Raw genomic sequence first — 12,876 nt, forward strand, 5'->3', positions numbered from 1 at the left:
GAGTGAAGCGGATGAATTACTGGAAATAATCGTAAACCGTTGTCGGTATAATTGTGCGCGGTTATGATAACGTTCGTCGTAATTCGCTGGAGGATGAAACATGAACCTTGATGATGCTTCGCTGTTTCTTGATGCTATGGGGGATGTTCAACCGCTGAAGGGCTGCGCCGATGTACACTGGCAGCCAACGCGCAATATCCGCACTCCAGCGCGTATAGATATGTTGCAACTGGATAACTTTCTCTCGACGGGGTTTCTCGATATTATCCCGTTGAGCGAACCGCTGGAGTTTCGTCGCGAAGGTTTGCAGCACGGCGTGACTGACAAACTGCGAAGCGGAAAATACCCGCAGCAGGCGAGCCTTAATCTCATCCGTCAGCCTGTAGAAACATGCCGTCAGATGTTATTCAGTTTTATACTGCAGGCGCAGCAAGATGGGTTACGTAACGTGCTGGTGATACACGGCAAGGGGCGTGATGATAACTCCCATGCCAATATTGTGCGCAGCTATGTGGCGCGTTGGCTGACGGAATTTGATGACGTACAGGCCTACTGCACCGCTTTGCCGCATCACGGCGGCAGCGGGGCATGTTATGTCGCATTACGTAAAACCGCGCAGGCAAAACAGGAAAACTGGGAGCGTCACGCTAAACGCAGTCGCTGAGCAACCTGGTTCATCAGGCGGCCAGCACTCTGTTCCTGCCTTCGTTCTTGGCTTTGTACAACGCGTCGTCCACGCGTTTGAATAATTCATCAATACTTTCGTTTGTTTCGTGCCGCGCAACGCCAATACTGACGGTAAAGCGGGGAAGACCAGGGAGCGTCACCCTGGCGACCGTTGCGCGGATCACCTCTGCAAGATTGAGTGCGGACTCCAGCGAGGTTCGTGGCAGAAGCAGTACAAATTCTTCACCACCCCAGCGAAAAATAAGATCGTCTTTTCGCGCACACGATTCCAGAGTGCGTGCCAGAGCGCAAAGCACCTCATCGCCTTTTAAATGACCGAAGAGATCGTTAATGCTTTTAAAACGATCGGTGTCGATCAATAACAGGCTGTAGTCCTGCGTCAATGAGATCGCATGCGTTGGTTCGGGCTCTGTTACCTGATAAAAATGTCGGCGGTTCAGTAATCCCGTTAAGGCGTCACGCAGTGCTGCTCGCTCAAGCTCCTGCTCCAGTCGTTTTTGTTCGGTAATGTCATGAATGATGCACAACATGAGTTTATTACCGTAGATTTCAATCGGTCCGGCGTAGGTTTGTACATGACGCGAGCTGCCGTCTGCCAGTTTATGAACAAAATGCAAAGGTTTATGGCCGCCGGGCAGGTGGGCGATTTCATGCATTACCGGCAGTATGTGGCGCCCCAGCATGTTGATTTCCCAGGTATGTTTCTGACACATCATGTCATGGCTGTATCCATAAAAATTGAGGGCACTGAGGTTCGCATCAACGATTAGGCCATCGCGGGACGGATCGATAAGTAACATTGGCGCGGAGTTGGTCTGGAAAAAACGCGCATAAAATCCCTGCTTTTTTCGTTGATAAGTTGCTGAACGGCTCGCTTTCAAACCCTGCGCTGCAGGCGTCTCAATGCCTTCAAAAAGGATGACGTCACCCACATCTGGCAACGTCCTGATCGACAGGCGACAGGCCATTGCGTTTTTTTCGCCGTCGCGATAAACCGTGAGAATTTCTACAATACCGTGATGATTTCTCAAGTCGCTGAGATACATAGTTAAATCATTTTGCGCATGTGTTGAAAATAGGCCGTTACGCAGTGGGGAAAAACAGAGATCCTGCATTAGCTCCCGTGCAGCGTTATTAGCGAAGACCAGCTCTTCGGTATGCGGCGAAACAATCCACACCGGAAAGGTTAATAAATCCAGTGAATTCAGCTCGGTTGTGCTCATCGATAATCCCGTTATCTTTATCTGCTGTGCAGCCCATTTAATGGCGAATATTTTAGATATCGCAGTCTCACAAGGTTATTGATTGTCGGTGAGACAAGGGTTGTACGACTGGCTTTTGTTTGATGCTGTTTTCTGGTTGTAGCAGTTCATGAATCTTATGCGCTGGCAGCGGTTTTGCAAACAGGAATCCTTGCAGCATGCTACACCCCATTTGGGTAAGAAGTATTTCCTGCTCCTGGGTTTCTATTCCTTCAGCTACTACGCGCATATTCATGGAGTGAGCTATATCAATAATGGTAGACACAATTTTTGTATTTTTGCTGTTCTCGCTAATATCTTTGACAAATATCCTGTCGATTTTTAATTCCCGCGCCGGGAGAGACTTCAACATCAATATATTTGAATAACCAGTGCCGAAATCATCAATAGAAACGGTGATCCCCAAAGCAGAAAAAGCATTCAGGATTTCAATACTGCGTTTTAAATTTTTTAGCGCGGTGCTTTCAGTGAGTTCCAGCGTAAGGCTGGCCGGTGAAAGTTGATATTGCGCCAGGGCATTACACACAACCTCAATAATATCATGCTGTTCAAACTGGGCGGGAGAGAGGTTAACGGCAAGCGTCCATTCTGTATTTCCTTGTAATTTCCAGTAATGCAACTGCATGCACGCCTGCTGGATAACCCATTTGCCGACGGGAACAATCAGGCCCGTTTCTTCCAATGCAGGAAGAAATTCAGCTGGGAGCAGCATGCCGCGATCCGGATGATGCCAGCGCAATAGCGCTTCAAAACCGGTCAGAGAATGATCTCCGGCAGTATATTTAGGCTGATACCATAGCTCAAACTGGTCGCGTTCAAGCGCTTGTGACAGTTCCTGAAGAAATGTCGGCGGCGTATCCGCGATAGCTTCCATCTCGGGACTATAAATAGCCCAGCCGTTTCTGCCCGCCTGTTTGACATGATACATCGCCATATCGGCCTTCACTTTTAGCTCATGCAGTGTTGAACCATGTTCTGGATAAATACTGCTCCCCGCGCTTAACGAAACCCGAATGGTATGTCCGAACAAGGTAAAAGGGTCGCCGATCGCATCGGCAATCCGCGCCAGCAGGGCAGAGATAGCCTGCTGATTGCAGTCCGGAACCAGCAGGATAAATTCATCTCCTCCCAGTCTTGCCAGCGTCATTGAGTCATCAAGGCAGCTGTAGATTCGTTGTGTACTGGCAATCAGCAACTGATCGCCGATGTGATGTCCCCAGGTATCGTTAACGACTTTGAAGCGATCGAGGTCGATGAACACCAACGCGAAATGCTGTTGATGCAGTTTGGAATGCCGCAGGCAGGCCTGTAAGCAGGTGTCTATATGCGTTCGATTGGCAAGTCCGGTCAGCGCGTCGAAGTGGACCTGGTGTTCAAGCTGGCAATTCAACTGATGCAGATTGTCGGCCAGTCGGGAGGTGCGCAGTTGCGAATCCACCATCGAAACCACCAGCATGATCCCCAAAATAATCAGCGTGACAGCGCAGACCCAGACAGAGAGTTCGAGGGTACTGAGCCCATCGTGTGCAGTATGTCCAAAATGGGTGAAGGATGCCGCTCCCATACCGGTGTAATGCATCGAGGCTATTGCCAGCGCCATAATAAGGGCGGCAATAAGCCGGTTAATCAGCGCGCGACGGGTGTTTTGGCGTAAATGGAAAGCCAGCCATAAGCCGACGCCAGACGCAACGATGGCAATGATCACCGAGAGCAAAATCAGTGAGCGATCCCATGCGATAGCCACATGTTCGATTATGGCGTACATGCCGACGTAGTGCATCGTGACAACGCCAGCGCTCAATATACCAGTGGCAATGACCAGCCGTTTTGTTGATAGCGTATGACCTGAAATAGCGATATTGATAGCGAGAGTCGCGGATATGAGCGCAATAAAGAACGAAAAAGCCGTGAGTGCTAAGTGGTAATTGATCGGCATACTCATTTTCATGGCCAGCATACCGATAAAATGCATCGACCAGATCCCCATACCCAGCGTAGCGCCGCCAGAGAGTCGCCAGAAGGTAGATTCACGTCTGCTGGAGATTGCTACTTTACCCGCACTGTCGAGGGCTATAAAGGAGGCAATAAACGCGACAACAAAGGAAATCCCAATCAATACTGGGTCCCACGACACGTGCAACATCTTGCTACCTATCGAAAAAAAGCCGTGATGGTAAATCTAGCAGGTTTTGTCCAGTTAACCTGATAAAATCAGGTATGTTCTTGTGTTTTTACAATGAGTATTAGAAGTAAGGGCCAGATATTGAAAATAACAGGCCATTACTAATATATCTATTCATAAAAATTATAATTCTGTGTGTTTTATGCTCGTCACGTGCTCGCCATCACAAAAATCTGATAGCGGGCATCATCGTCTCTGTTTGCGGGATAAGGTACTGAGTTATTCTAAATAAACAGTGCAATTTATCGTCTTAAGTAAAAGGATCTCTGGCTCTCATTGAAAGTTAAGCTTTCATCACCGAGCTATGGAAATCTGTATTGCAGATGCTATAAAAATAACATCCACGTTATTTCTTGTTGTACAGGACTAAAATGTTAAATGATATTAGCGTCAGAACCTTTATTATTTTATTTCTGATCATTACGGCGGTTGCGCTCAATCTTGTTGAAATAATTTTCTCCGCCACCCCAGAAATCATTATTGGCACTAATGCGGTAAGTATTATTTCTATATTGTGTTTATGGTGGTACATGACGAAATATCTGGTCATGCCGATTAATACGGTTAAAAGAAGCATTGAAGAAGTGACGTCCGGAAATCTGGCAATCAGTATTCCAGAGTTTGGCAATAACTGTGCGGGTAGACTAATTCCTGGTATCAATAGTTTATCAAGTAATATCTCAACACTCGTTAATGAGATCAGAACATCCTCGCAAACGGCGATGGCGCTCTCTGAACAGCTTGCAGAACGCAGCGCTGAGCTCTCAGTGAAAACAGAACAGCAATCCGGAGCATTGATGCAGACAGCTGCCAACATGGATGAAATAGCGGTTAATACGCGAAATAATGCTGATAACACACAAATAGCCAGCGCCCAGGCAACAATTGCTACGCAATGCGCCCGTCAGGGTGGCGAATTAATGGTGCAGGTGGCGACAAATATGCGATCAATCACCGAATGCGCACAACAGATGACAGAAATTATTACGCTAATAGATGGTATTGCATTCCAGACAAATATTCTGGCCCTGAATGCTGCTGTAGAAGCGGCGAGGGCTGGTGAACATGGTAAAGGTTTTTCCGTGGTTGCCGGTGAGGTAAGAATGCTTGCGCACCGCAGCGCAGATGCAGCGAAGAATATTAAGCAACTGATTGCCCAAACCCATCAAAATGTTCAGCAAGGCGCAGCTGTTGTGCGTGAAGCTGAAAAAAATATGCATGATATTGTCGGAGGGGCCGGGCAATTAAACCAACTGATGAGCGAGATATTAACCACCACGCAGGAGCAGGAGAAAGGGATTATCAGAATCACCCATGCTCTGGCCGAACTGGAAAACGTAACCCAAAGTAATGCCATCATGGTTGATGAGCTTTCTGATTCCTCAGGTATCCTGAAAAATCAGGTGATTGACCTTCAATCGCGAACGCATAAATTCCGCTTAAGTCATGCTCTTGAGTCAGAAAGACGCCAGCAGGCTTAACTGGGGAATCTCGTAAACAGCGCCGCATTCGTCGGCGCTTTGCTTGTTATCAGATATTTTTATGAATCATTTCAGCACAATGGGACAATGAGATATTGCTTAACATATTCTGACGGCTAGACTAACGAAAAAAGCTGAATGTTTGTGGAGGCGCTGTGGAAGCCATTAAGGGAACGGATGTTAATGTGCCGGATGCCGTGTTTGCCTGGCTGTTGGATGGTCGGGGTGGGGTGAAACCACTGGAAGATAACGATGTTATCGACAGTCAGCATCCCTGTTGGCTACATCTTAATTATACTCATCCTGAAAGCGCGCAATGGCTGGCGACAACACCTTTACTTCCCAATAATGTGCGTGATGCGCTGGCAGGTGAAAGCACGCGCCCACGCGTCAGCAGAGTTGGGGAAGGTACGTTGATTACACTGCGCTGTATCAATGGCAGCACCGATGAGCGACCTGACCAACTGGTGGCGATGCGTTTATATATGGATGAACGTCTGATTGTCTCAACACGCCAGCGTAAAGTGCTGGCGCTGGATGATGTTGTCAGCGATCTCCAGGAAGGTACGGGACCGGCTGACTGTGGTGGTTGGCTGGTGGATGTTTGTGATGCGCTAACCGATCATGCCAGCGAATTTATCGAACAGTTGCACGACAAAATTATCGATCTGGAAGATAACCTGCTGGATCAGCAGATCCCCCCGCGTGGTTTCCTGGCATTACTGCGTAAACAGCTCATTGTGATGCGCCGTTATATGGCGCCGCAGCGCGATGTCTATGCTCGTCTGGCGAGCGAACGGTTGTCCTGGATGACTGACGACCATCGGCGGCGAATGCAGGATATCGCTGACAGGCTGGGGAGAGGGCTGGATGAAATAGACGCCTGTATTGCCCGGACCGGTATTATGGCGGATGAAATTGCACAGGTGATGCAGGAGTCTCTGGCTCGCCGAACGTATACAATGTCATTGATGGCAATGGTTTTTCTTCCCAGTACATTTTTAACCGGACTGTTTGGCGTTAACCTCGGCGGTATCCCCGGCGGTGGCTGGCCGTTTGGTTTCTCACTTTTTTGTATTCTGTTAGTGGTCCTGATTGGTGGTGTTACTTTATGGTTGCATCGTAGTAAATGGTTGTAACAACTACGTTTTTTAGTGACTTTCTGGCATGAAAACGTCCTGGTTTTTGAGCGAGGTCAATAAACCATCTACCTATTCGGGGCAATATCTCTCTCGCAGGTGAATGCAACGTCAAGCGATGGGCGTTGCGCTCCATATTGTCTTACTTCCTTTTTTGAATTACTGCATAGCACAATTGATTCGTACGACGCCGACTTAGATTAGTCGGCTTTTTTTTGCCTGCATGAAATCAGCGTCTACCCTAAAAGAGTCAACCTGAATGACTGGAGGGGTATATGACCTGTCTGATTGCAACGTCGCACACTGATTCGCTACCGACTGACCCGGTTCCCATTCCCGATCCCATTCCTCGTCCGCAGCCCATGCCGGATCCGCCGCCGGATGAAGAGCCGATTAAATTGTCGCATCGCGGGCGCAGATCTGCGAGGATACGCGCCTGCTGAATGTGAGTTTTTACCGCGAGATTAAATTGTGACCGCTTTTTCAACCCTGAATGTTTTACCTGCTGCCCAACTCGAGAATCTTAACGAGCTGGGATATCTTGAAATGACGCCTGTTCAGGCTGCTGCGTTACCGGCAATCCTGGCGGGGAAAGATGTTCGCGTGCAGGCTAAAACCGGCAGTGGCAAAACGGCGGCTTTTGGTCTTGGATTGCTACAGCACATCGATGCCGCGCTATTTCAAACGCAGTCGCTGGTACTGTGCCCAACGCGCGAGCTTGCCGACCAGGTTGCGGGTGAGCTGCGTCGCTTAGCGCGTTTTCTGCCAAACACCAAGATCTTAACGTTGTGCGGTGGGCAACCCTTTGGCGCACAGCGCGACTCCCTGCAGCATGCGCCACATATTATTGTCGCCACGCCGGGGCGTTTACTCGACCACCTGCAAAAAGGCACGGTTTCTTTAGACGCCCTGAATACGCTGGTTATGGATGAAGCGGACCGCATGCTGGATATGGGCTTTAGCGATGCGATTGATGATGTTATTCGCTTTGCGCCAGCATCTCGTCAGACCCTACTGTTTTCGGCAACCTGGCCGGAAGCTATTGCCGCCATTAGCGGCCGGGTGCAGAGAAATCCATTAACGATCGAAATTGATACGGTTGATGCGCTGCCGGCGATTGAACAGCAGTTTTTCGAAACCTCCAGCCACGGAAAAATTCCACTACTGCAAAAATTACTCAGTCAGCATCAGCCTGCCTCTTGCGTGGTTTTTTGTAATACCAAAAAAGATTGTCAGGCCGTGTGTGACGCACTGAATGCGGCGGGGCAAAGCGCACTTTCACTGCATGGCGATCTTGAGCAGCGCGATCGCGATCAGACGCTGGTACGTTTTGCCAACGGCAGTGCGCGCGTACTGGTTGCCACCGATGTGGCCGCGCGTGGTCTGGATATTAAATCACTTGAGCTGGTGGTGAACTTCGAACTGGCATGGGATCCGGAAGTCCACGTCCATCGTATCGGACGTACTGCGCGTGCCGGCAACAGCGGTCTGGCGATTAGCTTCTGTGCTCCGGAAGAAGCGCAGCGGGCCAACATTCTTTCTGAAATGCTGCAACTGAAGCTGAACTGGCTGCCTGCGCCGGCTAACGGCTCAATCCTGCCGCTGGAAGCCGAGATGGCGACGTTATGCATTGATGGCGGTAAAAAGGCCAAAATGCGTCCCGGCGATGTTCTCGGCGCGCTGACCGGCGATATTGGTCTGGATGGCGCCGACATCGGCAAAATTGCCGTTCATCCGGCGCACGTCTATGTCGCCGTTCGCCAGACTGTAGCGCATAAGGCGTGGAAGCAATTGCAAAACGGTAAGATTAAAGGCAAGACTTGCCGGGTTCGGTTATTGAAATAACTGCCCGTTGGGGCGCCTGATGGCGCTCCGCTTATCAGGCCTACAGGCGTTTGTACGCATTGTAGGCCTGACAGACGCTTACTTCACTTCCACCACGTTCAGACGCAGCTCATCCAGTTGAGCATCTTCTTCTTCTGGCTGCCAGCCCGCAGGCTGCAGCGGGATCTCTTCACGATCGAACGCTAAGTCACCACCGTCAACAACCTCTGAACCGTGCTTAATACCTTTAAAGTCGAACAGATTGATATCGCTCAGATGTGAAGGCACAACGTTCTGCATCGCGCTGAACATGGTTTCAATCCGGCCAGGATAGCGTTTATCCCAGTCGCGCAGCATATCGGCGATGACCTGACGCTGCAGGTTAGGCTGTGAGCCGCACAGGTTACACGGAATAATCGGGAAACCCTTTGCTTCAGAGAAACGCTCGATATCTTTCTCACGGCAGTAAGCCAGCGGACGGATGACGATATGTTTGCCGTCATCGCTCATCAACTTCGGCGGCATGCCTTTCATTTTCCCGCCGTAGAACATGTTTAAGAACAGCGTTTGCAGGATGTCGTCGCGATGGTGGCCGAGCGCAATTTTGGTGGCGCCTAATTCAGTTGCCGTGCGATACAGAATGCCGCGACGCAGGCGAGAGCAGAGTGAGCAGGTCGTTTTACCTTCAGGGATTTTATCTTTGACGATCCCGTAGGTGTTTTCTTCGACAATCTTATATTCAACGCCCAGATTTTCCAGATACTCCGGCAGAATGTGCTCCGGGAAGCCGGGTTGTTTCTGATCGAGGTTAACTGCAACTAAGGAAAAACTGATCGGGGCGCTTTGCTGCAAATTACGCAGTATCTCCAGCATCGTATAGCTGTCTTTCCCGCCGGAAAGACACACCATAATGCGATCGCCGTCTTCGATCATCTTGAAGTCGGCAATGGCTTCCCCGACGTTACGACGCAGACGTTTTTGTAATTTGTTCAGGTTGTATTGTTCTTTCTTTGTAGCTTGTTGATTATCTTGCATTCTTACCGTTCTCAAAAACCAAAGGGGCATAATAAGGGGCAAACTTCCATCACAGGGCTGGTTTGTTATTCAACATTGCAACCCGATCGCCATTCATTTCTTTAATCCATGTACTGTAGACTTCGGACACTATTTGCGCGTTTTCATGCCCCATCTGATTAGCTATAAATGATGGGTTTGCTCCGGCCATTAGCAGCCAGCAGGCAAAAGCATGTCGCGTATGGTACGGATTACGGCGACGAATACCAGCACGTTTTACAGCTGCGTTCCATCTGGCACTGATGCTACTCATAGAGTAGTAAGGTTTTTGCTCTCCGTGACCAGACCAGAATGAACAGGGAACCGCATAATTGAATAAAGGTGCGTGGCCCCGGGCGGGAAGTAATTAATCAACCGAAGGCGGATATTGAAGCGCTGAAGATATTCGTGGAACCGCTCACTGCCAGATAATTCATTTCTGAACCATCAACGTGTAGTGTCTGAAAGCAAAACCACAAGGTGTGGTGAACTGCCGCAACCATACCGTATGCAAGAGCATGGCTGCGGCCAACTGGCAAACATCCGATAGTGCGAGTATTGAATGATTGCCAGTCACAGCGGATTGTACTTAAGCAATATGACGGTTCAAGGCGTTTAATCTGAAACCAGCCACATATCAGCCTCTTCAAACATTTCCTGCACCGTTCGGCTTATCTGTTCTTTCTCATGCTTGCTGGCGTCAGTATTGATCGCCGGCAGTGTCATCATCGGTTTAACCCGAACATCAGCATCGGGGAAGATCCGGTGAACCCTCTTAGTTAACTCGCCCAGAATGATATCTTTTGCACCGGGCAGACCATCAAAATTCCTTTTGTCATAAACGAGTTCCACGAACATTGCTTATCGCTCTTTTTGCTGGATGTATATACAGTATTTATACTCTGTTTTTATCCGGGTTTCAAGAGAGGGCGTAATGATGTCACGACATAGCGATACTGAAATGGCCTTGTATGCTTCGATCAGGAATCGTGGGGAAAATGAGGGCGAAACAAAAAGCCCGCAGCGATGTGCGGGCCAGACAGATTAGCGAACTACCAGTACCGAACACTCCGCATGACGCACTACGGCTGCGGCGTTAGAACCCAGCAGGTAGGTGGTGATGTCGGGTCGGTGTGAGGCAATAATGACCATATCAGCCGGTAATTTTTTAGCGATCTCCAGAATCTTGTCTTTCGGTGCACCTTCTGCAACATGAACGTGCATTCTGTCCGTTGGGATATTGAACTTCTTGATAATCTCTTCCAGTTGAGATTTCGCTTCGGCTTTCAGATCCTCCATGGCCGGTAACTCTGCCGAGTAGGCCAGTCCCAGAGAAGCATAATAGGGCAGTGACGGAATGACGGTCAAAAAATGGACCTGTGCATCGTCAATTTTTGCCTCTGCTTCAACATGGGCGATAACGCGTTGAGTTAATTCTGAGTCTGAAATATCGATGGGTACAAGAATCGTTCTGTTCATAAAACCTCCTGTTTAAGCATCCTCCTAAAGCTTACCGCGTAATGGCACTTTATGTACAATGACAACGATCACATTTTGGCATCACTTTATTTTAATTTCAGGAAACTTTCCTTTTATTACTCCATCGTAAAATCGACCTTTAGAAACGACGCTGAGGAAATCACGAAAAATACGGGCAGGCACATGCTGATATTGCAGGGTCGCCAATTGGTGAAAGCGAATTTCTAGCGTACGGGAGGATTCGTCATAGCCGACGGATGCAATACGGGATGATTTTACAGGATGATGATTCATTGCAGGTATCCTCTACTACAGGTCTTAATGCAAGATATCATCTATCAGAGAAGTGTTTTAGCGCAACAGATATAATGTTTTGATCTGAATAAAACAGAATTGTTAGAACATAAAGAGAGCCCGCTGTTGCCAGCGGGCTGAGGGATTAGAACTGGTAAACCATACCCAGTGCTACAGTGTCATCAGTAGAGATGTCATTGCGAGTGTAGAAGCTGTCGTCTTCGTCCAGCAGGTTGATTTTGTAATCAACATAGGTGGAGAAGTTTTTATTGAAGTAGTAAGTCGCACCTACGGAAGCATATTTAACCAGATCTTTGTCGCCGCTTGTTCCTGCTGGGCTTGCAGCAGTACCTGGCATAGTCAGATCCTTACCTTTAGACATCAGGAAAGAAACTTCCGGACGCAGACCGAAGTCGAACTGGTATTGTGCAGTCACTTCAAAGTTCTGCGTTTTGTTGGCAATAGTATTATCGCTACCGTCTGAACCACCATACGGGGTCATATTGCGAGTTTCGGAGTACATGGTTGCCAGATAGATGTTGTTGGCGTCGTATTTCAGGCCAGCAGTCCATGCGTCAGCTTTATCGCCACCCGCGGTAGAATCGTTAACCTGCTCATTAGTACGGTCAGAAGAGGTGTATGCCGCACCGAAGCTTACGCCCATACCCAGATCGTAGGTAGAGGAGATACCGAAGCCGTCACCGTTAGAGTTCTTCATGTTACGATCGGCTCCACCGTTATTGGTGCCTTCCTGCTCTGGTGACTGATTTTCGTTCGCGCCCTGGTACTGCAGCGCAACGTTCAGACCGTCAACCAGACCAAAGAAGTCGGTGTTACGGTAGGTTGCAACACCGTTTGCACGACCGGTCATGAAGTTGTCTGCTTTGGTGTAAGAGTCGCCACCGAATTCTGGCAGCATATCGGTCCAACCTTCAACGTCGTACATTACGCCGTAGTTACGGCCGTAGTCGAATGAACCGTAGTCGCCGACTTTAATACCTGCGAATGCAAGACGAGTCCAGGAGTCGCCTTTATCACCTTCGGTGCCGTTGGCCTGAACCTGATATTCCCACTGGCCATAACCGGTGATCATATCGTTAACCTGAGTTTCGCCTTTGAAGCCCATACGCATGTAAGTCTGATCGCCATCGCTGTTGGCGTCATCAGAGAAATAGTGCAGGCCGTCTACTTTGCCATAGAGATCTAATTTGTTGCCGTCTTTATTATAAACTTCAGCCGCGTGAGCAGCGCCTGCAGCCAGCAGGGCAGGAATTACGAGAGCCAGTACTTTTCTGTTCATTGAAATAATCCTTTAGTTTTTTTATTAACCTGTGACTACCCATGTAGGGAGTAAAAGCATGCTAAAGGAGAAGTTCCGTAAAGAGATAAATATGAATTGTTACGCCTTAAGTAAAACCTTAAATAAATAATTCTACGGAAATGATGATAATTGAGATGAATGTGTTGTGTGAAAA

At 48.7% G+C, this 12,876-nt stretch carries 12 protein-coding genes and 1 pseudogene; 5 read left to right on the top strand and 8 right to left on the bottom strand.

Annotated features, from left to right (window positions below; genetic code table 11):
• Positions 1-100 precede the first annotated feature (100 nt).
• On the top strand, positions 101-664 hold the full coding sequence (smrA, locus tag OGV80_RS09215; RefSeq protein ID WP_075146230.1) for a DNA endonuclease SmrA: 564 nt from the start codon (positions 101-103) through the stop codon (positions 662-664).
• A 13-nt stretch (positions 665-677) separates the two neighbouring features.
• Here the strand turns inward: smrA and OGV80_RS09220 are convergent, their stop codons facing one another.
• Both OGV80_RS09220 and OGV80_RS09225 read right to left on the bottom strand, forming a co-directional pair.
• A complete protein-coding gene (locus OGV80_RS09220; protein WP_286514617.1) occupies positions 678-1,910 on the bottom strand; it encodes a GGDEF domain-containing protein in 1,233 nt (410 codons plus the stop codon).
• Between the two features lie 67 nt (positions 1,911-1,977).
• The gene (locus OGV80_RS09225) at positions 1,978-4,092 is read right to left on the bottom strand and encodes a putative bifunctional diguanylate cyclase/phosphodiesterase (RefSeq protein ID WP_200000632.1); all 2,115 of its coding nucleotides are present in this window, start codon (positions 4,090-4,092) and stop codon (positions 1,978-1,980) included.
• Positions 4,093-4,502: 410 nt separating this feature from the next.
• Between OGV80_RS09225 and OGV80_RS09230 the strand changes: the two genes are divergently transcribed.
• The 4 genes from OGV80_RS09230 (at position 4,503) to dbpA (ending at position 8,596) form a co-directional block, all read left to right on the top strand.
• Positions 4,503-5,612, top strand: coding sequence for a methyl-accepting chemotaxis protein (locus tag OGV80_RS09230; protein WP_087050509.1), 1,110 nt, complete (start codon positions 4,503-4,505; stop codon positions 5,610-5,612).
• Between the two features lie 155 nt (positions 5,613-5,767).
• Positions 5,768-6,751 (top strand): zinc transporter ZntB, encoded by a 984-nt coding sequence (zntB, locus tag OGV80_RS09235; RefSeq protein ID WP_043016203.1) that lies wholly within the window; start codon positions 5,768-5,770, stop codon positions 6,749-6,751.
• Positions 6,752-7,026: 275 nt separating this feature from the next.
• On the top strand, positions 7,027-7,194 hold the full coding sequence (gene ynaL, locus OGV80_RS09240) for a proline-rich small protein YnaL (protein ID WP_087050510.1): 168 nt from the start codon (positions 7,027-7,029) through the stop codon (positions 7,192-7,194).
• A 28-nt stretch (positions 7,195-7,222) separates the two neighbouring features.
• Positions 7,223-8,596, top strand: coding sequence for an ATP-dependent RNA helicase DbpA (gene dbpA, locus OGV80_RS09245; RefSeq protein ID WP_043016204.1), 1,374 nt, complete (start codon positions 7,223-7,225; stop codon positions 8,594-8,596).
• A 78-nt stretch (positions 8,597-8,674) separates the two neighbouring features.
• Here dbpA and ttcA read toward each other — a convergent pair whose 3' ends face one another.
• From ttcA to ompC, 6 genes and pseudogenes are all read right to left on the bottom strand, one after another.
• Positions 8,675-9,610, bottom strand: a complete 936-nt coding sequence (gene ttcA, locus OGV80_RS09250; RefSeq protein WP_286514621.1) for a tRNA 2-thiocytidine(32) synthetase TtcA — start codon at positions 9,608-9,610, stop codon at positions 8,675-8,677.
• A 49-nt stretch (positions 9,611-9,659) separates the two neighbouring features.
• Positions 9,660-9,929 (bottom strand): annotated as a pseudogene (locus OGV80_RS09255) (tyrosine-type recombinase/integrase); the annotation flags it as partial.
• A 314-nt stretch (positions 9,930-10,243) separates the two neighbouring features.
• Positions 10,244-10,486, bottom strand: coding sequence for a DinI family protein (locus OGV80_RS09260; RefSeq protein WP_003840850.1), 243 nt, complete (start codon positions 10,484-10,486; stop codon positions 10,244-10,246).
• 186 nt (positions 10,487-10,672) lie between these two features.
• Positions 10,673-11,107 (bottom strand): universal stress protein UspF, encoded by a 435-nt coding sequence (gene uspF / locus OGV80_RS09265; protein WP_043016207.1) that lies wholly within the window; start codon positions 11,105-11,107, stop codon positions 10,673-10,675.
• A gap of 81 nt (positions 11,108-11,188) precedes the next feature.
• Complete coding sequence (locus OGV80_RS09270; RefSeq protein ID WP_043016208.1) at positions 11,189-11,401, bottom strand: KTSC domain-containing protein; 213 nt, start codon at positions 11,399-11,401, stop codon at positions 11,189-11,191.
• Between the two features lie 145 nt (positions 11,402-11,546).
• Entirely contained in the window at positions 11,547-12,701 is a 1,155-nt protein-coding gene (gene ompC, locus OGV80_RS09275; protein WP_032943564.1) for a porin OmpC, read from the bottom strand.
• Positions 12,702-12,876: the final 175 nt, after the last annotated feature.

This window comes from Citrobacter sp. Ce119, from assembly GCF_030334525.1.
GTDB lineage: Bacteria > Pseudomonadota > Gammaproteobacteria > Enterobacterales > Enterobacteriaceae > Citrobacter > Citrobacter europaeus.